This window comes from Micromonospora desertarenae, assembly GCF_056150265.1.
In genome coordinates, this window is the sequence record NZ_JAXCFQ010000004.1 from 157,932 (window position 1) to 183,438 (window position 25,507).

24 protein-coding genes and 1 pseudogene are annotated in these 25,507 nt (G+C 69.6%); 14 read left to right on the plus strand and 11 right to left on the minus strand.

Going from position 1 to position 25,507, the window contains the following annotated elements; all coding sequences use genetic code 11:
* The first annotated feature begins 16 nt into the window (after positions 1–16).
* Together SM577_RS09490 and SM577_RS09495 are read left to right on the plus strand one after the other, a co-directional pair.
* On the plus strand, positions 17–2,404 hold the full coding sequence (locus SM577_RS09490) for a glycoside hydrolase family 65 protein (RefSeq protein ID WP_474586706.1): 2,388 nt from the start codon (positions 17–19) through the stop codon (positions 2,402–2,404).
* Between the two features lie 232 nt (positions 2,405–2,636).
* Complete coding sequence (locus tag SM577_RS09495; protein WP_474586707.1) at positions 2,637–3,128, plus strand: GNAT family N-acetyltransferase; 492 nt, start codon at positions 2,637–2,639, stop codon at positions 3,126–3,128.
* A 60-nt stretch (positions 3,129–3,188) separates the two neighbouring features.
* Here the strand turns inward: SM577_RS09495 and SM577_RS09500 are convergent, their stop codons facing one another.
* On the minus strand, positions 3,189–3,653 hold the full coding sequence (locus tag SM577_RS09500) for a hypothetical protein (protein ID WP_302920935.1): 465 nt from the start codon (positions 3,651–3,653) through the stop codon (positions 3,189–3,191).
* A 200-nt stretch (positions 3,654–3,853) separates the two neighbouring features.
* On the opposite strand from SM577_RS09500, the gene SM577_RS09505 reads away from it, so the two are divergent.
* Entirely contained in the window at positions 3,854–5,017 is a 1,164-nt protein-coding gene (locus SM577_RS09505) for a low temperature requirement protein A (protein WP_474586708.1), read from the plus strand.
* Between the two features lie 77 nt (positions 5,018–5,094).
* Here the strand turns inward: SM577_RS09505 and SM577_RS09510 are convergent, their stop codons facing one another.
* Positions 5,095–5,673, minus strand: a complete 579-nt coding sequence (locus SM577_RS09510) for a TetR/AcrR family transcriptional regulator (protein ID WP_302920937.1) — start codon at positions 5,671–5,673, stop codon at positions 5,095–5,097.
* Between the two features lie 136 nt (positions 5,674–5,809).
* Between SM577_RS09510 and SM577_RS09515 the strand changes: the two genes are divergently transcribed.
* On the plus strand, positions 5,810–7,387 hold the full coding sequence (locus tag SM577_RS09515) for a carboxylesterase/lipase family protein (RefSeq protein ID WP_474586709.1): 1,578 nt from the start codon (positions 5,810–5,812) through the stop codon (positions 7,385–7,387).
* A 61-nt stretch (positions 7,388–7,448) separates the two neighbouring features.
* On the opposite strand, the gene SM577_RS09520 is transcribed toward SM577_RS09515, so the two are convergent.
* A complete protein-coding gene (locus SM577_RS09520) occupies positions 7,449–8,336 on the minus strand; it encodes an SdrD B-like domain-containing protein (protein ID WP_474586710.1) in 888 nt (295 codons plus the stop codon).
* A 141-nt stretch (positions 8,337–8,477) separates the two neighbouring features.
* Between SM577_RS09520 and SM577_RS09525 the strand changes: the two genes are divergently transcribed.
* Positions 8,478–9,272, plus strand: a complete 795-nt coding sequence (locus SM577_RS09525) for a DinB family protein (RefSeq protein ID WP_474586711.1) — start codon at positions 8,478–8,480, stop codon at positions 9,270–9,272.
* 7 nt (positions 9,273–9,279) lie between these two features.
* Here the strand turns inward: SM577_RS09525 and SM577_RS09530 are convergent, their stop codons facing one another.
* A complete protein-coding gene (locus SM577_RS09530; RefSeq protein WP_474586712.1) occupies positions 9,280–9,567 on the minus strand; it encodes a DUF1905 domain-containing protein in 288 nt (95 codons plus the stop codon).
* Between the two features lie 108 nt (positions 9,568–9,675).
* Here SM577_RS09530 and SM577_RS09535 point away from each other — a divergent pair, with 108 nt between their 5' ends.
* A complete protein-coding gene (locus SM577_RS09535; protein WP_474586713.1) occupies positions 9,676–11,256 on the plus strand; it encodes a protein kinase domain-containing protein in 1,581 nt (526 codons plus the stop codon).
* Here the strand turns inward: SM577_RS09535 and SM577_RS09540 are convergent.
* Positions 11,253–11,534, minus strand: coding sequence for a helix-turn-helix domain-containing protein (locus SM577_RS09540; RefSeq protein ID WP_474586714.1), 282 nt, complete (start codon positions 11,532–11,534; stop codon positions 11,253–11,255). The two genes, SM577_RS09535 and SM577_RS09540, sit on opposite strands and share 4 nt — an antisense overlap.
* An 89-nt stretch (positions 11,535–11,623) precedes the next feature.
* On the opposite strand from SM577_RS09540, the gene map reads away from it, so the two are divergent.
* Both map and SM577_RS09550 read left to right on the plus strand, forming a co-directional pair.
* A complete protein-coding gene (map, locus tag SM577_RS09545; RefSeq protein WP_474586715.1) occupies positions 11,624–12,442 on the plus strand; it encodes a type I methionyl aminopeptidase in 819 nt (272 codons plus the stop codon).
* A gap of 405 nt (positions 12,443–12,847) precedes the next feature.
* Positions 12,848–13,768, plus strand: a complete 921-nt coding sequence (locus tag SM577_RS09550; RefSeq protein WP_474586716.1) for a tetratricopeptide repeat protein — start codon at positions 12,848–12,850, stop codon at positions 13,766–13,768.
* A gap of 464 nt (positions 13,769–14,232) precedes the next feature.
* Here SM577_RS09550 and SM577_RS09555 read toward each other — a convergent pair whose 3' ends face one another.
* The 3 genes from SM577_RS09555 to SM577_RS09565 are packed head-to-tail and all read right to left on the minus strand — an operon-like array spanning position 14,233 to position 14,875.
* Positions 14,233–14,406 (minus strand): hypothetical protein, encoded by a 174-nt coding sequence (locus tag SM577_RS09555; protein ID WP_474586717.1) that lies wholly within the window; start codon positions 14,404–14,406, stop codon positions 14,233–14,235.
* On the minus strand, positions 14,403–14,621 hold the full coding sequence (locus tag SM577_RS09560; RefSeq protein WP_474586718.1) for a flavin reductase: 219 nt from the start codon (positions 14,619–14,621) through the stop codon (positions 14,403–14,405). Before SM577_RS09560 ends, SM577_RS09555 begins: the two co-directional genes overlap by 4 nt.
* Entirely contained in the window at positions 14,618–14,875 is a 258-nt protein-coding gene (locus tag SM577_RS09565; RefSeq protein WP_474586719.1) for a hypothetical protein, read from the minus strand. The genes SM577_RS09560 and SM577_RS09565 overlap by 4 nt, the downstream gene beginning before the upstream one ends.
* A 217-nt stretch (positions 14,876–15,092) precedes the next feature.
* Between SM577_RS09565 and SM577_RS09570 the strand changes: the two genes are divergently transcribed.
* Entirely contained in the window at positions 15,093–15,317 is a 225-nt protein-coding gene (locus SM577_RS09570) for a winged helix-turn-helix domain-containing protein (protein WP_091269831.1), read from the plus strand.
* A 252-nt stretch (positions 15,318–15,569) separates the two neighbouring features.
* Here SM577_RS09570 and SM577_RS09575 read toward each other — a convergent pair whose 3' ends face one another.
* Positions 15,570–16,565, minus strand: a complete 996-nt coding sequence (locus SM577_RS09575) for a PIN domain-containing protein (protein ID WP_474586720.1) — start codon at positions 16,563–16,565, stop codon at positions 15,570–15,572.
* A gap of 404 nt (positions 16,566–16,969) precedes the next feature.
* On the opposite strand from SM577_RS09575, the gene SM577_RS09580 reads away from it, so the two are divergent.
* The gene (locus SM577_RS09580; protein WP_474586721.1) at positions 16,970–17,737 is read left to right on the plus strand and encodes a hypothetical protein; all 768 of its coding nucleotides are present in this window, start codon (positions 16,970–16,972) and stop codon (positions 17,735–17,737) included.
* Here the strand turns inward: SM577_RS09580 and SM577_RS09585 are convergent.
* Both SM577_RS09585 and SM577_RS09590 read right to left on the minus strand, forming a co-directional pair.
* Positions 17,712–18,740 (minus strand): hypothetical protein, encoded by a 1,029-nt coding sequence (locus SM577_RS09585; protein WP_474586722.1) that lies wholly within the window; start codon positions 18,738–18,740, stop codon positions 17,712–17,714. The genes SM577_RS09580 and SM577_RS09585 overlap by 26 nt on opposite strands.
* A gap of 412 nt (positions 18,741–19,152) precedes the next feature.
* Positions 19,153–20,076 carry a serine/threonine-protein kinase gene (locus SM577_RS09590; protein ID WP_474586723.1) on the minus strand — a complete coding sequence of 308 codons (924 nt, stop codon included), beginning with the start codon at positions 20,074–20,076 and terminating at the stop codon, positions 19,153–19,155.
* A 227-nt stretch (positions 20,077–20,303) separates the two neighbouring features.
* Between SM577_RS09590 and SM577_RS09595 the strand changes: the two genes are divergently transcribed.
* The 4 genes and pseudogenes from SM577_RS09595 to SM577_RS09610 all read left to right on the plus strand — a co-directional run bounded on the left by SM577_RS09595 (position 20,304) and on the right by SM577_RS09610 (position 25,501).
* Positions 20,304–21,527 (plus strand): AlbA family DNA-binding domain-containing protein, encoded by a 1,224-nt coding sequence (locus SM577_RS09595; RefSeq protein WP_474586724.1) that lies wholly within the window; start codon positions 20,304–20,306, stop codon positions 21,525–21,527.
* Positions 21,528–22,518: 991 nt separating this feature from the next.
* A pseudogene (locus SM577_RS09600) lies at positions 22,519–24,087 on the plus strand (replication initiator).
* Positions 24,084–24,281 (plus strand): excisionase family DNA-binding protein, encoded by a 198-nt coding sequence (locus tag SM577_RS09605; RefSeq protein ID WP_107075187.1) that lies wholly within the window; start codon positions 24,084–24,086, stop codon positions 24,279–24,281. The pseudogene SM577_RS09600 and the gene SM577_RS09605 overlap by 4 nt, the downstream one beginning before the upstream one ends.
* Positions 24,281–25,501, plus strand: coding sequence for a tyrosine-type recombinase/integrase (locus SM577_RS09610; protein WP_474586725.1), 1,221 nt, complete (start codon positions 24,281–24,283; stop codon positions 25,499–25,501). The genes SM577_RS09605 and SM577_RS09610 overlap by 1 nt, the downstream gene beginning before the upstream one ends.
* The last annotated feature ends 6 nt before the right edge of the window (positions 25,502–25,507 follow it).

The following is a 25,507-nucleotide window of genomic DNA, read 5'->3' on the forward strand; positions in this document are numbered from 1 at the left end:
GAACCAGGGAGGCGCGGTGCCGCAGACCCGCACCAGTGATCGACCGCCGGCCGGGCCGGTGACGGACGAGGAGAGCTGGCGGATCCGGCGCACCGAGGCGGACCTGCACCGGCTCGCCGAGACCGAGTCGATCTTCGCGCTCGGCAACGGGTGGGTGGGCTGGCGCGGCAACCTCGACGAGGGCGAGCCGTACGGCATGCCGGGCAGTTACCTCAACGGCTTCTACGAGGAACGCGAGCTGAGCTACCCCGAGGACGGGTACGGCTTCCCGCAGCTCAGCGACACAGTGGTCAGCGCGCCCAACGCCGCGCTGATCCGGCTCTGGGTCGGCGACGAGCCGCTCGACATCCGCACCGGCACGCTCCGCACCCACCAGCGGGTGCTGGACCTGCGGGCCGGCACGGTCGAGCGGTGCACCGAGTGGATCTCACCGGCCGGCCGCGGCGTACGCATCCGCAGCACCCGGCTGGTGTCGCTGCCCCGGCGCCCGGTGGCCGCGGTGCGCTGGGCGGTCGAGGCCCTGGACGGGCCGGTCGAGGTGCGGATCTGCTCCGACCTGCTGGCCAACCAACGGGTGCCGGAACGCTCCGACGACCCGCGCGCCGCGGTGGTGATCACCGACCCGCTGACCGCCGAGTACCGCCGCGGCGCCGACCACGACGGCGTGCTGGTGCACCGCACCGAGCGCAGCGGGCAGCGGGTCGCGGTCGCGGTGGCCCACCAGGTCGACGCGCCGGACGGCTTCGGCGCGGACGTCGACCGCAGCCCGGACCGGCTGCGCCTGACGCTGACCGGCACGCTGCGCCCGGGGGAGCGGGCCCGGCTGGTCAAGTTCGCCGCGTACGAGTGCGCGCGGGTGGACGCCACCCCGCCGCAGGAGTTGGCCGACCTGGCCGTCCGGGAGGCGGACGCGGCCCGCGCGGACGGCTTCGACGCGCTGCTCGCCGGCCAGCGCGCGGCGCTGGATACCGCCTGGCGGGTCGCCGACGTGCAGCTCGACGGGGACGCCGAGTTGCAGCAGGCGATCCGGTTCGCGGTCTTCCACCTGATCCAGGCCGGCCGCGCCGAGGGCGACCGGACGATCCCGGCGAAGGGGCTGACCGGGAACGGCTACGACGGTCACGTGCTCTGGGACACCGAGGGCTACGTGCTGCCGGTGCTGACGTACCTCGCCCCGCGGGTGGCCCGCTCGGCGCTGCGCTGGCGGCACGCGCACCTGGCCGAGGCCCGCGAGCGGGCGGCCGAGCTGCGGCTGCCCGGGGCCACCTTCCCGTGGCGCACCATCGGCGGCCGGGAGTGCTCCGGCTACTGGCCGGCCGGCACCGCCGGGCTGCACGTCAACGCCGACATCGCCGACGCGGTGCTGCGTTACGTCGCGGCCACCGGTGACCAGGAGTTCCTCGCCGAGACCGGGCTGGAACTGCTGGTGGAGACCGCGCGGCTGTGGCACGGCTTCGGCCACTGGTCCGACACCGGCGCCTTCCACCTGCACGGGGTCACCGGCCCCGACGAGTACTCCGCGGTGGTCGACGACAACGTCTTCACCAACCTGATGGCCCGGCGGAACCTGCGCGGCGCCGCCGACGCCGCCGAGCGGCACCCGGCGGTGGCCGCCCGGCTCGGCGTCGACCCGGCCGAGGTGGCCGGCTGGCGGGCCGCCGCCGACGCGGTCTTCATCCCGTACGACCGCAAGCGCGGGGTGCACCAGCAGTCGGCCGGCTTCACCGAGCAGCCGGAGTGGGACTTCACCCGCACCGGCGCGGACGACTACCCGCTCCTGCTGCACTTCCCCTATCTGGAGCTGTACCGCAAGCAGGTGGTCAAGCAGGCCGACCTGGTGCTGGCCATGCAGCGCTGCCCGGGCGAGTTCACCGCCGACGAGAAGGCCCGCAACGTCGCCTACTACGAGGCCCGCACGGTGCGGGACTCGTCGCTGTCGGCCTCCCCGCAGGCGGTGCTCGCCGCCGAGGTCGGGCACCTCGACCTGGCGTACGACCTGTTCGCCGAGTCGGTCCTGCAGGACCTCGCCGACCTGGGCGACAAGACCGGCGACGGACTGCACCTGGCGTCGCTGGCCGGCGCGTGGCTGGCGCTGGTGCAGGGCTTCGGCGGGCTGCGCGACGACCGGGGCGTGCTCTCCTTCGACCCGCGGCTGCCGGCGGCGATCGACCGGCTGGTGTTCCACCTGTACTGGCACGGCCAGCGGCTGCGGGTCACCCTCACCCGGGACGAGGCCCGCTACGAGCTGCCGGACGCCGGCCCGGAGACCACCGTCGAGCTGTGGCACCACGGCGAACCGCTCCCCGTCACCGGCGGGACCCCGGTGGTACGCCCGATGCCGCCGGTCCCCGACCCGGGCCCCGAGCCCCTGTCGCCCCCCGGCCGCCGCCCCGCCCGCCGCTGACCCGCGCCCGCGTGCCCGCGCCTGCGGCGACGCCCGGAGCGCAAGATCGTGCGCCCGCAAGATCGTGCTGTATCCAGGATGTAGGGGCATCGGTGTCACTCGGAGGCCACTACATCCATGTTCGAGCGCGATCTCCCCGCCGCGCCGCCGTCTCCCGCCGCCGCGATCCCGGCGGCGCGGCCGGGAGTGGAACTCGGGGGCGCGCCGGGCGGGTGACCGGTAGGGTGGCGCGGTGGCTGATCTTGAGCGGCTGGCGGAGCGGCACGCCGAGGCGGTGTTGCGGTTCGAGCGGGAGAACCGGGAGTGGTTCGCCCGTACGGTGCCGGACCGCGGCGACGACTACTTCACCGGGTTCGCCGCGCGGCACGCGGCGCTCCTCGCCGAGCAGGCCACCGGCGAGTGCCACTTCCACGTCCTGGTCGACGACGACGGCTCGGTGCTGGGCCGGTTCAACCTGGTCGACGTCGCCGACGGCGAGGCCGAGCTGGGCTACCGGGTGGCCGAGCGGGTCGCCGGCCGGGGTGTCGCGACCGACGGCGTCCGCCGCGTCTGCGTGCTGGCCCGCGACGCGTACGGCCTGCGCCGGCTGGTCGCCGCCACCACGCTGGACAACGCCGGTTCGCGGGCGGTGCTCCGGCGCACCGGCTTCACCCCGACGGGTGACGTGCTGCTCGGTGGCCGTCCCGGGCTGCGGTACGTCCGCGAGCTGACCGCCGCCGACTGAACCGCGGCGACCGGGCCGTCCGACCCGCCGTCGGCCGGGAGCGATGCCGCCGAGCGGGTGTCAGCCGGCGGTGCGGCCGCCGGACATCCGCTGCCTGACCTCCTCCAGCGCCTCGAAGGCGTACGCCCAGTTGTGGCACTTGAAGCTGCGCAGCCCTTCGATCGGGGTGCGGCAGTCCGAGCAGTTCACCCCGGCGATCGCGTCCGGGACCTCGGTGTTGACGTACTTGCGGTCACCCAGGATCACCGTCGCGATCATGATCGGGTCGTGCACCCCGGTCAGGGCCGAGGAGACGATGTCGTACCAGCTGATCCGGCGGCCGCACTTCGGGCAGTCAGGGTGGTCGCCGCTGACCCACAGCGGCGCGCCGATGCTGCGCAACGGCATGCCGAGCAGCTTCTCGATCCGCCGGACGTCCGACTCGGGCGTGGTCCACCGGTGCTGGCCGGGCAGCGAGGCCGGCGAGTCGTACACGGCGCGGAACAGGTCCTGATCGACCTGCACGGTCTCCCGCTGACTGGTCACGGCGTCCTCCTCGACGGTCGGGTGCCCCCACCGTCGTCCGGGTGATCGACGGGTGCAGCCGGATCAACGACAGGACGCCACCGCTGGTCGTCGCGGTGCGGAAGCACCGGTGCGCCGTCCGGGCCGGCCTCGGCCTCCGGCGATGGCAGACCGCCGAAAATGGTACGAATTGGGCAGGTCATCCGCCGGGAGGAGCGCCGATGGAGAGCAGGTCCGAGCGGCTGCTCCGCCGGCGCCAGGACCCGATGCGCACCTCGTTCCTGGAACTCCTCTTCGACCTGTCGTTCGTCCTCGCGCTCAACCAACTCTCCAACGTCCTGTCGGCGGACCTGACCGTCGTCGGCGCGCTGCGGACGATGCTGCTGCTGGCCCCGATCTTCTGGATCTGGTTGACCATCACCTGGTCCACCGACTGGTACGACCCCGGCACCGGCGCGGTGCGCGCGCTGCTGGTCGGCTCGGCGTTGGGCAGCCTGCTGATGGGGGCGGCCGTCCCCGAGGCGCTGGACGGGCGCGCCCTCATGTTCGCCGGGGCGTACGTCGCGATCCACCTCGGTCGCGGGCTGATCATCGGCGCCGCGCTGCGCGGTCACCCGCTGCGCCGACGGACCCTGCGGGTGCTCGTCTGGTACGGCGCGACCAGCGTGCCCTGGCTGGTCGGGGCGTTCGTGCCGGCGGTGCGGGCACCGCTCTGGCTCCTCGCGCTGGCGGTCGACTTCGTCGGGCCCCGGCTCGGCTGGCCCACTCCCCGGCTCGGCCGCACCGGGCAGGACGAGTTGCGCCTCAGCGGGCGGCACCTCACCGAGCGCTTCCAGCAGATCTTCATCATCTCGCTGGGCGAGCTGGTGCTGTCCGCCGGCCTGTCGTACGTCGAGACCGCCCCCGACCCCGGCGCGACCGCCGCGTTCCTGTTGGGCTTCGCCGCGGCCGTGCTGATCGGTCTGCTCTACGTGACACCCGCGGGGGTGGCTCTCGGCCCGGCCATCGACCGTGCCGCCCCGTCCCGGTTCGCCGTCACCGTGGGGTACCTGCACGTCGTGATGATCGCCGGGGTGGTGGCCACCGCGGTCGGTATCGAGTTGGCCATCGCCCACCCGACCGCACCGGCCGGGATGGGCGCGGTCGTGGTGACCGGCACCGGCCCCACCCTCTTCCTGGCCGGGCGGATGCTGCTCTCCGCGGCGATCCACCGCCGGTTCTCCTGGCCGCAGTTGGCCGCCCTGCTCGCGATGCCCGCCGTGGCGGTGGCGACGCTGGATCTGCCGCTGCTGGTGCTCGCCGCGGCCACCACGTCGGTGCTGTTCCTGGCCGCGGCCCTGGACCACACCGGCTTCTTCGCGCCACGCTCGACCGGGCAGGACTGACCGCGCGACCGCCCGCCCGGCACCGGATCGCGGGCCCGGCACCTCCGCGTTCGCCGGTCCGGCAGTCCCGCCGGGCGCTACCCGACGATCTTTCCCAGGGCGCGCAGCCCGGCGACCACGTCGGCCCCGGTGGGGGCGTTCCCGGGGTCGGCGAGCGCCTGCATGATCACGCCGGACATCAGCGCGAGCTGCACCATGCCGAGGGTGCGGACGGTCCGGTCCGGCACCTCCGCCTCCGGGACGCTGGCCAGGATCGCGGCCATGCCGCTGCGCCCCTGCCGCATCCCGTCGGCGAGCTGCGGCAGCAGGTCCGGTTGCCGTTGGGCCTGCATGAACAGCTCGACCGAGGTGAGCCAGAGCTTCGGGTGCGCCCGAGCCTGCGCGAGCAGGTCGTCCCACATCCGCTCGTACGCCTGCTCGGGGCTGAGGTCGGGTGCGTCGGCGGGGACCAGGGCCCGGCCGGCGAGGTCGCCCCACTCGTCCAGCAGCGAGAAGAGCGCCTGGAACAGCAGGTTCTCCCGGGAGCCGAAGTGGTAGCCGATCGCCGCCATGCTCACACCCGCCGTGGTGGCGATGTCGCGCACGCTCGTGCGGTCGAAGCCCTTTTCCAGCAGGCAGGCCCTGGCCCCGGCGAGCAGGGCTTCCCGATTCCCCATGGGCGGCAGGGTAGCACCTTTTTGCGCGACCGATTGAGGCGAGCGCCTGAGGCGTACGCCTTGTGCGATCGCCCAAATCTGCTCTACGGTTCTCGGCACGACCACTCCGGTCCCGACGATCGACAGGAGAACCGCCATGCAGACCCCTCCCCGACGCCGGAGGCGGATACTCGCCGGCCTGGCGCTGGCCACGCTGACCGCGCTCACCGCCGGAACGGCCGTGCCGGCGGTCGCCGGTCGCGGCGACCCCGCGGTCGTCGGCACCGACCGGGGCGCGGTCCGCGGCACGGTCACCGCCGACCTGCGGTCCTTCCAGGGCATCCCGTACGCGGCGCCGCCGCAGCGCTTCACCTCCCCGGCGCCCGCGCCGGCCTGGTCCGGGGTACGCGACGCCACCCGCCCCGGCCCGGCCTGCGCCCAGCCGGTCGGCCTGCCCATCGGGGTGCCCGGCGAGGCCGAGGACTGCCTCTACCTGAACGTCACCACGCCCGGCCGGAAGGGTGACGACCTGCCGGTCATCGTGTGGATCCACGGCGGCAGCCTGATGTTCGGCACCGGCGACATGTACCGGCCGGACCGGCTCGCCGCCGACGCCGTGGTGGTCTCGATGAACTACCGCCTCGGCGTGCTGTCGTTCCTCACCCATCCGGCGCTCGACGCCGGCTCCCCGTACGGCTCGGGCAGCCTCGCCCTCGAAGACCAGCAGGCCGCGCTGCGCTGGGTGCGGGCGAACATCGCGGCCTTCGGTGGCGACCCGGGCAACGTCACGATCATGGGCCAGTCCGGTGGCGGGTACGCGGTCTGCGACCACCTCGCCTCACCGATGTCGGCGGGCCTGTTCCACCAGGCGATCATCCAGAGTGCGCCCTGCGCGACGGGCGGCTCCCGCACCCGGGCGGAGGCGGAGGCGGACAGCGCCGGCGTGATCAGGACCGTCGGGTGCGCCGACGCCGCCGACCTGGCCGGGTGCCTGCGGTCGTCCGGGACAACGGTCGCCGAGTTGCTGGCGGCGTACGGCCCGTGGGGCGAGCCGCGGCCGGTGTCCGGTACGCCGCTGCTGCCGCTGAGCCCGGCCGAGGCGTTCCGCACCGGCCGGTTCAACCGGGTCCCCGTCCTGGTTGGGGTGAACCACGACGAGGAGAACGGCAGGTACGCCGGCCTGGAGGTCAACCCGGGCGGAAGCCCGATCCCGGCCGAGGCGTACGAGTCGACGGTCCGCGAGCAGTACCCCGCCGGCGCCGACGCGATCCTGGCCCGGTACCCGCTGTCGGCGTACGGCAACTCGGCGGGTCTGGCCCTGTCCACCATCGGGACCGATCGGAACTGGGCCAAGCCGACCTACGACACCGCGAAGCTGCTGTCGGCCTGGACGCGGACCTACATGTTCGAGTTCGCCGAGCAGGAGACGCCCTGGTTCGTCGGCTACGATCTGCCCAGCTTCCCGTGGCGAGCCCAGCACATGGCCGAGCTGGCGTACCTGTTCGACCTGGACCTCTTCGTGCCGCGGACCCGGCAGCAGGACCGGCTCGCCGACCGGATGATCGGCGCCTGGACGCGGTTCGCCGGGGACGGCGACCCGAACGGCGGGCGGGACGGCGGCTGGCAACGGTTCACCGAGCGCCGCCCGCATGTCCAGTCGCTCACCTCGGGCCGCTGGCAGCCGACCGAGTTCGTCCGCGACCACGGGTACGCGTTCTGGTCCCGGCTGGGCTGAGCGCCGACGGGAAGCGGTCCCGGTGCACGCGCACCGGGACCGCTTCCGCGTGCGGGCCCGGTCAGCTCCGGGTGACCAGGCCGGCGTCGACGACGTACTCGCCGCCGTGCACCGCTTCGAACTCACCGCTGGCGGTGAGCAGGACCGGGTCCCACTGGTAGGTGCTCACCAGGTCCGAGTCGGTGGCGTCGTCACCCACGTTGGCGGCCGTGCGGTCGTAGCTGCTCGCGGCCTCCAGCCAGACCTGGTAGAGCAGTTCGGTACGGGTGGTCAGCGACCAGGTGCCGTCCGGGTTGACGGTGGCGGAGCCGCCGCCGACGGCCTGACCCTGCCGGGCGCCGACCCGCACGCTGAGCACGCCGTCCGGGCCGGGGGCGATGCCCGGCTCGCCCTCGTCGCGCTGGCCGTCCCGGTCCAGGTCGTGCCAGACGACGCCGCGTACCACGCAGCTGCCGGAGATCGCCACGGTCACCGAGGTCGTGTTGTTCTCGGTGCTGATCTCCTTGCGCTGCGGGGCGATCGTCGCGGTGATCGCCGGCCGGGAACCCGGCTCCGCGCCGGCCACCACGAACGGCAGCCAGAGCCGCGGTGCCCAGCCGGGCGCCACCGCCGGGTGGGCGCAGGTGTAGCTCGTCTCGCTGGCCACCGCACAGGTCCACTCGCCGTCGGTCGGGGTGAGCTCGGTGGTCCGTAGCCCGGCCGGTACCGAGACGGTGAGGCTGACGGGCCCCGACTCGCCGGTGCCGCCGTTGTAGACGTCGACGTGGACGCGGAAGGTCTCGCCCTCCGCCGGGTTCACGACGTCGGTCATCATCAGCTCGACGAAGAGGTCGGGCTGGAGGCGTCCGGCCGCCACCGCGTCGGCCGGAAGCAGTGTCGCCGAGGCGCCGGCCAGCGCCAGGGCGGCCAGCGAGCTGGCGAGGGTACGTCGGATCGAACGGGATCGCATGGCGTCCTCACGTCGCAGGATCGGCCGCACCAGGGAGCGGCGGCCGAGGTGGAGATCGACTCTCCTCCATCCATCCGGCGTTTTCGATGCCTTTGGCGTTACGTCCCCACTGATGTCCCACCCCCCGGACACAATGGCGCGATGGCAGCAGAGCACGCCGACACCGACGCGTTCCGGGGCGCGACCTTCCGGCACGCCGACCTGGCCGGCGCCACGTTCCACAGCGTCGATCTGGCCGGCGCGACGGTCCGCGACAGCAACCTGAGCGGGGTCAGGATCGTCGCCTCGGCGGTCACCGACCTCCGGGTCTCCCGGCACGCCGGGCGGGGCACGGTGGTCGTCGACGACGTCGACGTCACCGCGTACGTGGCGGCCGAGCTGGACCGGCGGCACCCGGAGCGGGTGCGGCTGCGGGCGGTGCGCACCGCCGAGGACGTCCGCGCGATGTGGGACACCCTCGAAGGCCTCTGGGCGGAGACCCTGGCCCGGGCCGAGCGGCTGCCCGAGGCCGCGCTGCACGAGCGGGTCGACGACGAGTGGTCCTTCGTCGAGACGCTGCGCCACCTCGTCTTCGCCACCGACGTGTGGGTGGGGCGCGTGATCCGCGGCGAGCCGACCCCGTACCACCGGCTCGGCCTGCCGCCCACGGACACCTCGCCGGCCGGCGCCGCCGAACTCGGCATCGACCTCGCCGCCCGCCCCGCGTACGCCGAGGTGGTGGCGGTCTTCGCCGACCGCCGGCGGCGGGTGCGCGAGGTCGTCGCGGCGGTCACCGACGCGGAGCTGGCGGAGATGCGTACCGCCGAGCTGACGCCGGAGTGGGGCGTGGAGTCGCATCCGGTCGGCGAGTGCCTCCGGGTGGTGCTGGAGGAACACTGCGAGCACCGCCGCTTCGCGGTGCGCGACCTCGCCGTGCTGGAGGCGCGCGGGGCGTGACGCCGGCTCAGTCCGCGACCGTCAGCCGGACGGTCACGATGTCGCCCACCTCGAGGTCCTCGTCCCTGCGCACCCGCGTCTTCACCGGTACGACGTAGCCCCCGTCCTTGGGCCACAGCGAGGTCTGCCACTCGCTCGCCCCGATGCGGACGGTCACCGGGATCATGCCCCAGCCGTAGCTGACCTGCGCGGAGGTGGCCGCCAGCTCCCGGCACTCCCGTGCCGGGACGCTGACGAAGTGCCAGGGTGCCGGGCCCCGCCAGAACCAGATCTCCCCGTCGAACTCCAGCTCCATCGCCGCAGGATACGGAGATCGGGGCCCGGGGCAAGACCCGGCCGACGGGCGTCCTCGCCGGAGGAGCGGCTGTTTTGCCCGGCACCGGTATGGGCATCGCTACCAGGTATGGAGACCGGGGAGCTGCTCAACGGTCGGTACCGGCTGGTGGATCGCCTGGGCGCGGGTGGCATGTCGGTGGTGTGGCGCGCCCATGACGAGGTGCTCGGCCGGGACGTGGCGGTCAAGATGCTGTCGGCCAGCCTGGCCGCCGACCCGCACCTGCTGCGACGCGTCCGGCTGGAGGCGCGGTCGGCCGCGCGGCTGCGCCACCCCAACATCGTCGAGGTGTACGACTACGGCGAGACGACCGACGCCGGCGGGCGCCGACTGCCCTACGTGGTGATGGAGCTGGTCGAGGGCCGCTCGCTGGCGCAGCTGCTGACCGGTGGTGCCCTGCCGTGGCGGGTGGCCGTGCTGACCTGCGCGCAGGTCGCCGCCGCCCTGGCGGCGGCCCACGACCGCGGCATCGTGCACCGTGACGTCAAACCCGCCAACGTGATGGTGACGGCGGCCGGGGTGAAGCTGGTCGACTTCGGAGTCTCCGCCGCGTCCGGTGACGCGGACGGCCCGGCCGGTCCGCTGCTCGGCACGCCGGCCTACCTGGCTCCCGAGCGGCTCAGTGCCGGGGTGGTCCAGCCGGCGACCGACGTGTACGCGCTCGGCCTGCTGCTGTACCGGGCGCTGGCCGGGACCCTGCCCTGGCGCGCCTCGACCACCACCCAGATGCTGACCGCACACCGCTACCAGGAGCCAGCCGTCCTGCCACCGGTCGACGACCTCCCGCCCGAGGTGGCCGAGCTGTGCCGGAGCTGCCTGGACAAGGACCCCGGCCAGCGGCCCGGCGCGGCCGAGCTGGCCCGACGGCTGGGCGGGATCGCCGGCCTCCCGCCCGCCACCCTCGTCGTACCCGACCGGGACGTCGCCGGCGGGACGGGGCTCGCCGAGGCGGCGGCACCGCTCGGGTCCGCCCGGGCCACCGACCTGACCAGGGTCGCCGTCGGGCTGCTGACCGCACCCCCGCACCAGGCGCTCCGGGCGCGCTGGCACGGACTGTCGGCGCACGCGCGTCGGCAGGTGGTGGCGGTCGGCGTGGTCGCCCTGCTGGCGCTGACCACGGCCGGCGCCAGTTGGGTGGTCGCGGCGTCCGGCCGGGACGACGAGCCGTCCCGGGTCGCGACGCCCGCCGCCGTCACCGGTATGGGCGAGCGGAAGCCGGAATGCAGCGTCCGCTACACCGTCCGGGGCGCCGTCAACGGCCGTTTCTCCAGCGCTGTCAGCGTCTCCAACACCGGCACCACGCCCATCGACGACTGGCAGTTGACCTTCGACCTGCCCGGCGAGCAACGGCTGCTGTCGGGCTCACCTGGCACGTGGCGGCAGACCGGCCGCTCCGTGCAGGTACGCGGCGGCGACCTGCCGGCCAAGAAGTCCTTCGCCGGCCGCTTCGACGGCACCTACCGGGGCGTGAACGCCCTGCCCACCGCGGTCACGCTCAACGGCACCCGGTGCCAGCTGACGTTCTCCGTCGCCGGCCAGACCACCCGCCCCGACCCGCCGGAAGACAAGGGCAGGGACGACAAGGGCAAGAAGAAGGACGAAGGAAAGAAGGACGACGAGAAGAAGGACGAGGAGAAGGACGACGACTAGGCGGCGCCACGCCCGGGGGTGACCGGGACGGGGAGGTCGGCCAGCCAGACATCGGCCAGGTCGCTGAGGGGAACGTCGAGGGCCTGGCTGAGGCAGACCACGGTGCCGAACGCCGGGGCGGGAAGGCGGCCCGCCTCGATCTTGCGCAGCGTCTCGGGGGAGATGCCGGCCGCCACGGCCACCTCGACGAGGCTGCGGCCGGCGCGCGCGGCCCGGAGGGCGGCTCCCAGGCGCTGGCCCGCTGCAATCTGTTCGGCGGTGAGTGGTTGGCGAACCATGCGAGCAGGATATCGCTCCGGAGCGCCCCGACCTGGCGTGGTATAAAAATAACGGTATAACAATACCGCATCCGGAGGGGGAGATTGTCGTGATCGAGCTCAAGTCCGCCGAGGAGATCGGCCGGATGGCGGTGGCCGGCCAGTTCGTCGGTGAGCTGCTCGCCGAGCTGAGCGGTGTCGCCGCGGTCGGCGTCAACCTGATGGATATCGAACACCACGCCCGCCGCCGGATCGCCGAACGCGGCGCCGAATCCTGCTACTGGGACTACGCCCCGTCGTTCGGCCGCGGCCCGTTCCGCAACGTGCTGTGCCTGTCGGTCAACGACGCGGTGCTGCACGGCCTGCCGCACGACTACGTTCTGCGCGACGGTGACCTGCTCAGCATCGACATGGCGGTCGGCATCGACGGCTGGGTCGCCGACTCCGCGCTCTCCGTCGTCGTCGGCACCGCCGACCCGGCCGATGAGAAGCTGATCGAGGCCACCGAGGTCGCACTGGAGGCCGGTATCGCCGCCGCCCAGCCCGGCGGCCGCCTCGGCGACATCTCGGCCGCGATCGGCGAGGTCGCCCGCTCCTACGGCTACGGCGTCAACGCCGAGTTCGGCGGCCACGGCATCGGCCGCACCATGCACGAGGCCCCGCACGTCGCCAACTCCGGTCGCGCCGGCCGTGGCCTGAAACTCCACCCGGGCCTCACCATCGCCATCGAGCCCTGGTTCTGCCGCTCCACCGACAAGATCAGGTTCGACAGCGACGGCTGGACGATCCGCTCCGCCGACGGCTCCCGCACCGCCCACTCCGAGCACACGGTCGCCATCACGCCGTCCGGCCCCCGGGTCCTGACCCGCCGCCCGGCTCCCGACGGCAGCTCGGCCGATCCCACCAGGAAGCCCGCCACCGCCGCCTGACCCACTGCCCGCTCCAATTTGGGACTCGGGGCGCTATCAGGAGCTCTTCGCCAGCCTGGCAAACACCGTCCTAGAGGATCCTGGGTCCTGAGCGTTGAGGCCGCGCTGACCCGGCTGATCTTCACGCTTGAGCTGGTTCTGGCACCGGCCCACCCCGGCTACAGTCGGCCGGTACCTGGCGAGGCTCGCTGCTGCCGCAGGGGCAGGCTCGTGGTGGAGAGCGATGCGGCCGTGTTTCTTCGCAGGTCCGCACTTCCACCAGCCGTCGACACGGCCCGCGAAGTCGACTACGGCCACATTGACCCATCGGTATCAGGACCTGCGTGACACTCCCGTCTTCATCGGGGTCGCGGACGTCGGTGATACTTCGTTGCCCGCTAATCATGGGGGACAAGGAGCAGCCGCATGGAGTCCCAGTCCAGAAACCTCGACGACGCCGTCGCACGTGCGCGTGAGCTGGTTCTGGCCAAGCAGTATGAGCCTGCCATTTCGCTGCTGCGCGCGTATCTGACGACGCATCCGGAGGACGCCGTTGCGTGGCGCCGCCTCGCCGGGGCGTTGATCGGGGCCGGCGACCATGCCGCTGCGGTCGATGCGGCCGGCCGAGCAATCGAAGTCAGCCCCGAGGACGTAGCGGCGCACCGCCACCGGGCGCTGGCTCATTCCCTGCTCGCCCGGCATCGGGCGTCGTATTCCGACGCGAAGCGCGCGGTGGAGCTCGCACCTGATGATCATGAGGCTCTGGCCCTGCTCGCCGTGAACGTCCTCTACGTCGATCGCGACGTGGCCCGGTTCAAGGAGCTGTTCCGGCGAGCGCTCACCCTGAATTCGAGCAGCGCCCCGGCGCGGTACCTCGCCGAGCAATACCGAAGGATCCGCCGCTACAGCATGACGGTCGCGGTATGGCTTGCGACCGCCCCGGCAGCGGTCGTGCTGCTGGCTTGCTGGTTCGCCGTTGACGACGCGTCGAGCGACGCTGGCTGGATCATGTGGCCTGGTCTTGTCTCCGGGGCCATCGGCTTTGTCAGCCTCCTGATCGCGAGGCCGGCCCGTAACGCGCCGCTGATGCTCACACTGCCCCAGGCGTCCATCGCGATGGGCGTCGCCGGAGTCATCGCGGCAGGTGCGGGGTACGCCGGCACCCACGCCGTCGGAGCGGCAGCCGCCCTCAGCTTGGCCTCGGTCGCGGTATCGGGCTTCTTCTGGCTCTACCTGCTTCGCCCCGCACGGTACGGCGGCGTGCCGGAAGAGCCCACGACCGGAGGCGGATCCTCTAGCCGGAAGGGTCACACGCGTCCCGACGCTGATCTGTCACGCAAGTCCTGAAACTGTCGCGAGGCCGCTGGCTGGCCCAGGAAAGGCTCTTCCACTCCTGCGCCATTTCTTCGCCACCACGCTGATGAGTAACGGCGTGGAGCCCCAGAAGGCGCTGAGGCACGCCAACCTGCGGATCACGTTGGAGACCTACGTTCACTGGCTACCCAAGAAGGATCGGCCGCGCGGCCTGGTTGGCAACCTCCTGCGACAGGCAGAGGGCAAGCGGCAGGAACCCCCTGCCGGCCAGGAGCGGACGTGAGTTGCGCCCTGGTTGTGTCCGGATGATTTAGCCGGGCGTTTGACCAGGTCAGAGACGGTAAGTGGTGGGCCGCCAGGGACTCGAACCCTGAACCTATGGATTGCCGGCGAGCCGGCCGGATCGGGTGCGGTGCGAGGTCACCCGGGCTGCTGGCGCGCTTATCGGTCTGGTTCGGCTGGCACGGTTGCTGTACTTCGCTGCTGTACTGCTGGCGTCAGACGAGGCGCTGGATGCGGACCTTCGGGCGCTCGTTCCTGAGGTGGCCCTGCATGTGCTGGCGGACCTGCTCGTCCCAGACCTCCTGGTCATAGTCGGGGTCGGGCGGGATCCACTTGTGGGAGCCGTCGCTGTAGTGGAACTTCTCGTCGCCGGGTCGCAAGATGCTCACCTGGTCCAGCCGAGGAATCGGTGGTGTAGGTTGCCGGCGGGGACGTGGGCCAGGTCCTGCGCGGCGTCGACGAGCTGGGCGGCCAGGTAGAGGGCGAGCGACACCGGGGCGCTGTCGTACTCCGCTCGCAGCTCGCGCTGGCGGGTCTGGCAGGGCCAGTCGGTGCCGCATCCGCCGCACGTCCAAGCCGGTGTGACCGGGAGGTGTGTCGTCATCGCGGCGCGTCCTGGCTCGGCCAGTGGCCGCGGTTGATCGGGATGGGATGACGGCTTCGGCAGGGCAGGTCGCCGCCGCAGCGGCAGATGCGCCGCCAGTGCTGCCATGACCACACGGGTCGGTGCCGGCGGGCGAAGGTCAGCGCCGCCGCCAGGACGTACTCGTCGTAGGACACGCGCCGCCGGCTGTTGTCCTGCCTCTGGCGGTAGCCAATGCCCGCAGTCGGACCAGTTGCATCGTTCGGTCCGGTCATGACGCCTCCCGCCGACGCTTGGGATCCCGTGGGCACCCGATCACCGTGTCCGGAGACAGGGCACCCACGGCAGGACGACCCGGCCGCCAAGCTGGGTAGCCCCACGAGCAACTTAGGACGCAATGTGCGCAGGGTCAACAGCTACGACACATAGCGTTGTAAGTCGAGCCCGCGATGTGGTCTGCTTGCACCAGCCGCCAAGCTGGGAGCACCACCTATGTCTGAAGCTGCCTACCTACAGGTCGCCCGGGATATCCGAGAGCAGGTCAGCTCCGGTCAGTTGAAGCCGGGCGACAAGCTGCCCTCGTTCGCCGCCCTCTGCGAGCACTACAAGGTCAGCAACACGGTCATCCGCGCTGCCATGCTGCTACTCAAGGCCGAGGGCCTGATCGATGGCCGGCAGGGCAAGGGCGTCTACGTCGCCAACCCGCTTCCCCGGTAAGCCCGGTCGCCACCGAGGCGCGACACCTCGCTTACAAGTTCTGTGCACGGCGTCCGCCCCGGTCTGCGGCTGGTCGCCAGCTCGGAGGAGCGTCCCTCTTCGTGTATCTGGGCGCGCCAGCGTCCGGCGCTGTTGCTGTCAGCATTGCTGTCGAGAGCATCCCCGCCACCACGGTGGGCGCCTAGTCCTCTGGTCGTGGTCCGCGCCCTGGAGTCGGCATGGCCGTTCTAGTTCATCTGTCGGCTCGACGGCCTACTTGGTCAGCGCCACGGGATCGATCATCAAGTTCGCGCAGCGCCCCAACTCGAACCGGTCGCCGGGACGCCGGCTGAATCCCGGATGGCTCAACATGCCGCGCTTGAGTTCTGCACCAGAGGCCTTGTAGCCGGACGATGACAGCTCGTCGCGAAGCTCGCGAGGGGTCAACGCGGCCCCTCGACGGGCGAGATGCCGCGCGGCAGCCTGTTCGACTGTCGGCTTCCCTCCGGCCTCAATGACACGAACTGCACCACGAGCTGCTTGGTGTTCCTCAAGAGCAACCGCCAGCCCATCCCTCCAAGGCCCAATCGCCTCACGAAAACCATGCCAGCCCTCACGCCAGCGAGCTAGATCGAGGTAGCCGAAGCGGGTGGCCAGCACCACAGCACCAGCAAGCAGACCGACGGCAGGCACTGGGTGACTACGGATAGCGCGGACGGCGGCTCCGCCGGTCACGGCGATCGCACGCGCAGCCAGTTCGGCGAGGAAGGCAGCATCAGTCAAGCGCGCTTCGAATCCGGCCATCCGTAACAGACTGTAGGCCATTCCCACCCAGGTCGCGGCGTCGGTGTTGGCGAACCCTAGTCGCGTGAAGACGCTGTCGCTGCTGAGGATCACCGCCGGCGCAAGTAGCTCGGCGAGCGCAGTAGTCCCGACATCGTCGGGATCTCCGCGTAGCCGGCGAGGTAACTCGCGGTCGATACACAGCATCGTGCGCACACGTGGGCTGAGGTAGTCGCGAATCGCCAGGTCGACGACGGGGACCGCCGGCATGATGTCGTTCCACAGGACCTCTGACGCCTCCGACACCGGGACGTTGTTCGACGCGGCGATGGCCGGTAGGTGCTCGACGAGTTCCTCGGGCACGTGCGCGGACACATAGATGTTCGACCGGCCGGTTCCCGCCAGCCCACTCAGGAGTTGCTCGCTGCGGCCTCCCCGGACCGCATTGCAAGCACGCGAAGCCAGAACGTTCGTGTCAGCAACCACGGCCAATGCCGGCCACGGAGCTGCAAAAGGGCGCAGGGTACGGCCGACGCGGGGATGCGTCGACGCCTGTAGTCCGTGGCTGTACACCGGTCCAGTCTGCGCGTCGGCCGATCGAACCACCAGCACGTTATCCGGTGACTGAACGCTCCTGTGTAGCTGCATGCCGCCGTCGCCTTCGCAGTGGGGCATGACCAACGCCGGGGGGATGCGGTATCAACGCCGGTCAGGGCCTCTGGCCCTGGTCCGTGCCGAGGGCGACAGGTTAGCTGATTCGGTGCATCGATGCCCTTTGTAGAACAGGACAAATTTCAACGAGTGGGCTAGCATAGTGCATACAGAACAAAAAGAAGAAATCCGTGACGCTAGATCTTGATCCATTGCGCCAAGGAGACTAGGATTCATATATGTTGGTGTCTGATTCTTTCGCCAGTGAAGCGGATATGTATTCCCCTGCGGCAGCCTGTGCAGACATCTTGGCATCAACATACGACGGGGCCGTGAACCACTTCTTTCAAGTGAAAGCGACTGCCGGGATACCGGACCTCGTCCTCGCAATCTTTGACGAAGAAGAACTGGAGTACCGTTCCAGTAGAGGATTGGCGCCGATCGTCGATGCGGTCGATGTTTCCGCAATGACCTTTCTTGCCGATCGCCGCACGGGGGTTGTCTCTACCAGCGAGGTGGCGGCGGCGGTCGGGATGTCGGCTGGCTACTTATCTTCCGATATCCTTCCCCGCCTGACTACTGCCGGCCACGTGTCGAAGGTAGCCCGCGGGAAATGGCAAGCCACTCACGCGTTCCGTTCAACCGTTCAACGACTCGTGACGGTAGAGGCCAAGGTTGCTGCATGGAAGCGGGCGTTGTGGCAAGCCCAACGCCACGCTGTTGGCGCCGACATGGCATGGGTCATCCTCGATGGGGCAGCCATAAAGCCGGCACTCTCTAACCTTACGCACTTCGAAAGGATGTGCATCGGAGTGGCGAGCTTGGACACCTCCGGCTCGCTAACCGTGCATCAGTCAGCTCCTGCAAGAATCAGTCGACGGGTCGCGCGGACAGTTCTTGCAGAACGCGTCACTCACCTCCACCTCGCCGGTGAATCCGAGTGGGAATGGTCATCGATGTTTGGCTCAGCCCGCTCCCCAATCAAAGCAACTGCAACCAGTTCGTGAGATGCTTGGGGTCGTCTTTCCCGAGCAGCGACTGTTGTTCTCTAAACTGTTGAGCACGCCGAACGATGCGCCTAACAGCCGCTCGTGGTCCCCCGGCAGAGTCCACGCCCTTGGCGGCTGCGCACAACTGGCCCTGGGCGTACAAGGTGTGCCACTGAAGGGTGCCCTTGCTGTAGGCGCCTGTCTGATGGACCGCTTCGCACCAGCGACAGTCGCAGGAAACATGACCTTTCTGGCCAACGAGCGATAGATGAGTCTCGTACTCGATAGAGTGGATTAGCGCACGCTCGAAGATTCTCTGTACATCCGTGATGTTCTTCTGCCTAGCGAAGGGTCGGTACTGCACAAATGCCTGCTGAGCCCCAGCAGTGCCTGTGCCGAAACCTCTTGCTCCGTGCGCCAGGAAATACCAGCCCGTCAGGCCGGACTGGGCGAAGATCAGCTTTCGTTCCTCCTCTTCGGCCAAATTGCTGAGGTCCTTGTAGAAAGTGAGTACGTTCGGATCCCGGAGTATCGGCCCGGCTTCGTTGTAGCGCCACTGGCCTCGCACATACCACGTATCAAACTGATCCCGCTCTAGCAACTCCGCGAGGAGCATTTCGGCGAGCGGGCGGTTCGTCATGAAGTCGTGCGGCAGGGTTACATTCAGGGCCATGCGTTCATCGCTCCTGAGGAGGGAATGAACGTGGTCGCCCTCATCGATCAGCTCGGCGATGCTCCGGGCGGCACGTGAAGGGTTGAGCGCTCGCCCGGAGGTCAGGACGACGTTTGCCCCCGCTCGGCGCTGGGCCGCTACAACCTCCGCAACGAACTCTCCCTGCCCGACAAGGTCGAGGTAGGGAGCTCGCTGTCGCATGTTCGCCGCTCGGCGAGCAGCCGCTCGCCCCGCGTTCGCGTTCGCATGGAAGGCTGGGTCCTCGTTCTCAAGAATGAGGGATCCGCGATCTGCCCAGAACCCCTCGGGGTCGGCGATGCGGATAGCCGCTACCTGGCAATCGAACACGTCCGCAATTTTCTTCGGAGTATGACGTGGCAAGCTGGTGACTACACCGATCCCCATGGTCGAGCCGTGATTCGCATGTAGGCGACTGAGGACTTCCCTGCCCTGAGCAAAGTTCGGTTGACCAGCGTGATACAGGAAGATGGGTCGTCGCCCGTCAAGCGCTTGGTCTCTGGTAGGAATAGCCGGGGCAAGGCCGGCCCTAGTGATTGAGCCCTCTGGTGGTGTGGAGACAACAGTTCCTGACTGACCGCCAGCGAGCACAATGTAGCCAGGATGTTCCTCGGCGAGCGCCATTACCTCGTACTGAACTGGTGGCAGGCTGTCCGAGCTGCTGTCATCTATTTCGTCAAGCTCATCCCACGGATAGTCATCAGGCCATTCCTCCCCCAAGCCCCCCACAGGCTTCCTCCCCTCAGGACTGACTCAAGATCCGGAGGTTGCTCCGGGTGCTGCCTCGTTTGTGAGCTTGAACAGAGAGTAGTCGATCTAAGACGCGATGCAACCCCTCGGCCGTCGACGCAGGTAGCGGGCGCGGCCCGCCCTCCACGGCTTCCAGCATGCCGTCAAAGTCGTAGGCCACCCCTTCGTCATAAAAAGGATGCTGCCGGTTCAGCAATTGATGCACCATCACACCTACAGCGAACAGGTCGCTTGCCTTGTGCGCGGGCTGGCTTCGCAACTGTTCCGGCGCCATGTACAGCGGCGTGCCTAGAATTCCTGGATAGACGGTCAACGTGGCTGCGTCAACTTGCTTCGAAAGTCCGAGGTCGAGAATCACGGGATTGCGCCAGTCGCCGTTCCGTAGTGCAACATTCGCTGGTTTCAAGTCGCGATGAATCGTGCCGCTCTCATGCAACTCATGCAAACCCGCGAGGAGGGCCGTGAGCAGGTGTTCCGCCTCGTCCTGATCAGGCCACTCCTGCTTATTGATCCTCTCAGCAATGTCGCCGCCGGCGATGTATTCGAACTCAAGCGCCGGGTAGGAGCGGTCGCCGATAGACAAGTCAGTCAGAGCGTAGAGGCCAACCACGTTCTGATGGCTGACGCGCTGCAGCGCTTCCACCTCGCGTTCGACACGGCGCGGGTCAGCGGGTGCTCCGCACAGAATCTTGATAGCCCGGTCTCCTACCTTCCAAGTGTCACCAAAGGTGCCCACTCCGAGAAGGGAGGCGTCTGCGCCGAGTGCGTTGCTGACGAGGTCCGGATCAAGCCGGGGGTTCTGCGGAGACATGCCGGCCAGCTTAGGGAATTCCCGGATCAACGGCGAGCGCTCTCCCTTTTGCCCGAACAGCGACTTTCGGTCATCTTTGCAAATAGCGCGCCGTTGGTAGCTCACGATCGGCCTCCGACGGCCTGGACCTGGACCTGGTCCTCGTTGACCCGCCCGAACCCGACGCGCCTCCGGCCCGCTCTGGCTTCTCGCTTACAGGTTCTGAGCACACTGCTGGTCGGCTTTGGTCGGCGTCTTGCGGCCTACTGGCGGCCCAGACGGTCCACGACGGGCCAGCGCGACGCCTCGCCCAGCGGACTGACAGGACCAGGGAACCATGTCATCGTGATCAGGTGCCGTTGAGCCAGATCCGATACTTGCCCAACTGGCGACCGTATCGCGTGGCGTTAGTAACTAGCGACGGTTTCGCCGTACGGCAAAACGATGCCGCAGATTTTGTCGCCCCTCGCGAAGCCATGGCAAACGTTTCCCTCGCATCTCTTAGGCGTGCACTTGTTGCCGCCGCCGAGGACCATGGACTGATTCCTGAGCATGTTCGGGGGCGCGATGCTCCCGTTATTACGCTTTACTTCACTGAAGTTGAGGAGGACTTAGCCTACGAGGATTACATTCCATATTCGGGCTACACTATCCACTTGATGGAGTCGAAGAGCCTCGTTTTAGAATTGAGCCTGTACCTTGAGGCGGACCTAGAAGAGTATGACGTCGTCACTTCGGTAAGCCATCTGCTGGAAAGGCACTCGGCGGACCTAAGAGAAGTTGAGCTTGAGGGTGTCGACAAATATTGCATTTGGCATGTTCGTGTCGACATTGATCGGCGAGGCAGGTCTGTCGGGCAGGCCCTTCTGCTGGCGGATGAACTATCGGACTTGATGCGTACACTTGAGGGCCGCGACAGCCCCCAGATGCAGGCACTATGGGACCTCCTGCGTTCAGGCAAGTTCAGCGTGGTGGTGGGGCAGCCAGAGTCCGCGACCCTTGAAGTCAAGTCGCAGGGGTACTCATTAGAGGACGAGGCCGGCAAGATTGAGCTAGCTCAGGACGTCGCCAGGTTTGCAAACGCCGAAAAGGGCGGGATTCTCGTAATCGGCATGCGAACTAAGCGCGTCCGGGGCGAGGAAGTAATATCTCGCATCACGCCAGTCCTTAATACCCCCAAGAATGCAGCCTCTCGCTACAGGTCGACAATCGACCGGCGGGTTTATCCGCCGATCAACGAGCTTGAGGTCGGAGTCGTAGAGGTCAAGCAAGGTGAGTCAATCATCCTTGTGAAAGTGCCCCCTCAACCTGAGGAGCTCAAGCCTTTTATTGTTCACGGAGCAATAGTAGGGGGCCGGCTTGAGGGGGCGTTTATTTCGATTGTTCGAAGACGTGACGAGGGTTCGATTCCGATTTCAGGTCCAGCAATCCATGCCTGGCTCTCTGCCGGACGCGCTCTAATGCGTGGCGGACATCTTCCGGCCACCGCGCCTGCGTCTAGCCCATCCCGTCTGCCATCGACCCGCCCTCCTGGGGAGCGGGCCGCCGCCCGGCCCGCCACGTCAAGCGGACCTTGACGCAAGTTCGGGCGCTGGCGGGTCGGGCGGTGGTCTGCTCGGCTCGTCCCGGGTCGATGGCGGGCGGGATGGCTCCCTTCCGCAACCACCCACGGACCGCGACCCGCCGACGGAGCCCCTGCCATCCTGGAGCCGGAGCGCCCCCGCCGGAGGCGCAGTAAGCGCGACCCGTGACCGCCGCCAGCTCGCCGACGCGGCCGGCGTCCGCTTCCCTACGCCGCGCGGGCTCGTGGCCGCGCGGCCCGGCCGGCTGCCGGCCCACCACACCCACCGGTCAACGTCTGTCGTTCTGCGGCGGCCCCGGGCTTCCCGCTGTCCGCGCCAGCCGCCGGGCATCAGGCGTGACGGCCGCAGAGCGACAGCGGCAGCGGCCGGCGCGCGCCCAGGGCGGCGGCGCGTGCGGCCCGTCAAGGGCCGCCTTGATAGACGTACAGAAAGTCCTCCCACACCGGCCGGCAGCCGGCCGTCCCGCCTACGCGGAGGGGTCACGGCGGGTTGACGTGTCGGTACCCGGTGCTACTCTGGCGCTCGTCGAGCACGCCAGCGCGGCCTTCCTGCCGGATCGCTGGACCCGACCTCGGAGATGCCGAGCAGTCTTCCTGCCGCTGATGCGGGCCATGTCCCGCCGGCTCTCGATCGCACCGGCCGCAGTGCCGGTATCCCGATTCCGCTGAGCGGCCCAGCACGGTCTTCCCTGCCGTCCACGATGGCCCGGATTCGCACATCTCCACGGGTGGGGGCAGCCTGCGGCAACCCCGCCGGATGCCGATATCCCAGGCTCCCCACCCGTGCCGGCCCGTTCACCGAGTCCACAAACGTGAAAGGACACGAACCCATCGGCGGGAAGTGGCACCACCACGATTCCGCCCTCCGGCGTCAGCCGCCCTCTCGGCGGTGCCAGGAGACACGACGAACACCACCAGCGGACCGACGTCCACGGCTGGTGGTTCTTCGTCTCCCGTCCCTGCCACCCCCTGATGAGGAGACAGTCGTGTCCACCCCGCTCAGCATCTACCGGCCCGGCCTCGCGGTCGGCCGTGACGCCCAGGTCCTGCACCGGGCAGCATCTCCGGAGTTCTCCGGCTGGCTGTAGCACACCCGCCCTGCCGGCGGCTGCGCCCGCCCGATCCGCCTCACCGGCACCATCGCCGCCGTCGACCGAGACACCGGCCGCATCACCGGCCAGCTGCACACCGACGAACTGCCCGACCGGACGCTCTACAAGGCGTGCGGCAACCGCCGCGAATCGGTGTGCCCGGACTGCGCCTGGCTCTACCAGGGCGACGCCTACCAAGTCGTCTGTCGCGGTCTGACCGGCGGTAAGGGCGTGCCTGACTCGGTCGGCCGCCACCCGGTCGTTTTTGCCACCTTCACCGCCCCCTCCTTCGGCCCGGTCCACCACCGGCACGTCCCGCGCCACACCTGCCGCAGCCGGCAGCGCTGCGACTGCCGACCCGCGCCCTGCCGCGCCCGCAGCAACGCCGGCACCTGCCCACACGGGCGGCCCGCGGCGTGCTTCGCCCGCCACGACGCCGACGACCCGCGGCTCGGCCAGCCGCTGTGCCTCGACTGCTACGACCACGCCCACCAGGTCGTCTGGAACTACTTCTCCGGCGAGCTGTGGCGGCGCACCAAGCAGGCCGCCGACCGCCGCCTCGCCGCCGTCTGCCGCAAGCGCGGCATCCCGTTCGTCCAGGTCGTCACCGCCTCGGGCCACGTCCGCTGGGTGCCACCCGTGCGGGTGTCGCACGGCAAGGTCGCCGAGATGCAGCGCCGGGCCGCCGTGCACTTCCACGTCCTGCTACGCCTCGACGGCGTCGACCCCGACGACCGGGACGCCCTCGTGCCGCCACCAGCCGGAATCACCGTCGACGACCTGGAAGACGCGATCCACGTCGCCGCCCGGCAGATCACCGTCACCACGCCCCCGCACCCCGACCAGCCCGAAGGCTGGTTGGTCGCCTGGGGTGAGCAGGTGGACGTGCGGCGCATCAACACCGCTGGCGGTGAGCTGTCCGACGGCAAGGTGGCCGCCTACCTCGCCAAGTACGCCACCAAGGCCACCGAAGCCACGGGCCACTCGTCCGCCCGGCTCACCCCTGCCACGATCGACGACTACGCCGATCCCGAAGGCGACCACCTCGCCCGCCTCATTGACGCCTGCTGGCACCTCGGCCGCCCCACCCACACCGACACCAGCAGCGGCGCCGCAACCGCCAACGACCGTCAAGACGGCCTTGACGCCAAACCCAATATCTACGGCGGCTTGCGCCGCTGGGCACACATGCTCGGCTTCGGCGGCCACTTCCTCACCAAAGCCCGCCGCTACTCCGTCACCTTCGCCCTGCTGCGCGACACCCGCGCCACCTACCGCCGCAGCGAGGACTACGAGCCCGCCGACTCCATCACCGTCGGCACCCTCACCTACATCGGGGCTGGCTGGCTCACCGAAGGCGACGCCTTGCTCGCCAACACCGCCGCAAGACAGCGACGCGAAAGCAGACGCATCGGCCGGGAAGAACTCGCTCACGAAGCCTGGCTCACCGGAGCCGCCGCATGACCCACGACCTCCGCCCCCGCTGGTACTCGCCCGCAGAGGTCGCCGTGTTGCTCGGCTTCGGCATCTCCAAGGTCAAGATGAAGATCGCCACCGGCGAGCTGCGTTCCATCAAGGACGGCAAGTACCGCCGCATCCTCCCCGAATGGGTCGACGACTACATCCGCGAGCAGGTCGAACGCCAGGAGGCTGCCTGATGCCGGGACGCGCCCGTGCCAACGGTGAGGGGTCGATCTTCCCGTACCGCAACGGCTTCGCCGCGTACGTCTGGGTGGAGAAGCCGGACGGCAAGCGGGGCCGGAAGTGGGTCTACGGCAAGACCCGCGAGGAGGTCCACGACAAGTGGATCAAGCTGCACGGGCAAGCCAAGGCCGGCCCGGTGGCGACCCGCTCCCCGACGGTAGGGGAGTACGCCAGCTACTGGCTACGCGAGATCGTCAAGCCATACCTCGCCCCGGGCAGCTACGTCACCTACGAGGTGGTGGTCCGGCTCTACCTCGTGCCGGGGCTGGGTCGGAAGCGCCTCGACAAGCTCCGGGTCAGCGATGTCCAGACATGGATCAACGAGGTGGGGCGGACCTGCCAGTGCTGCGCCCAGGGCAAGGACGAGCGGCGCAAGCCTGCCCAGCGTCGTTGCTGTGCCCTCGGTCGCTGCTGCCAGGATCTGCCTTCGGCAACCAGCGTCACGCACCTGCGGACCGTCCTCCGGACGCTGCTGTCCCAGGCGATCACCGAAGGGCTGATCTCCCGCAACGTCGCATCCCTGGTGAAGCTGCCGCCGGTACGGAAGCGCAAGCGGAAGGCGTGGACGAGCGACGAGGCCCGCCGCTTCCTGGAGTCGGCCCGCGCCGACGACGACCCGCTCTACGCCGCGTACGTCCTGGTCCTGGTGCTCGGTCTGCGCAAGGGTGAGATGTTGGGGCTCACCTGGGCCGACGTCGACCTCGACGCGGGGGAGCTGACCATCGATCGGCAGCTCCAGCGAGTCGGTGCCGAACTGCTGCACCGGGAGACGAAGACGGCCGCATCGGACGCCACCTTGCCGCTGCCGGACATCTGCACCGTGGCGCTCGGCCGCCGTCGCGCTGCGCAGACCGCTGCCCGGGACACTGCCGGCCCGGCCTGGCAGCCCTCCGACCTGATCTTCACTACCCGCTACGGCCGGCCGGTCGAGCCGCGCAACTTCAACCGCTTCTGGGATCGGCGCTGCGACGCGGCCGGGGTCCGGCGGATCACGGTCCGGGATGCCCGCCGTACCTGCGCGTCCCTCCTGGCGGACCTGGACGTGCATCCCCGGGTGGCGATGCAGATCCTCCGGCACGCGCAGTTCGCCATCACCATGGAGATCTACACGGTCGTCTCCTCGGCGGCCACCCGCGACGCGCTCAAGCGACTCGGCAGCGCACTGGACCGGTGAGGCGGC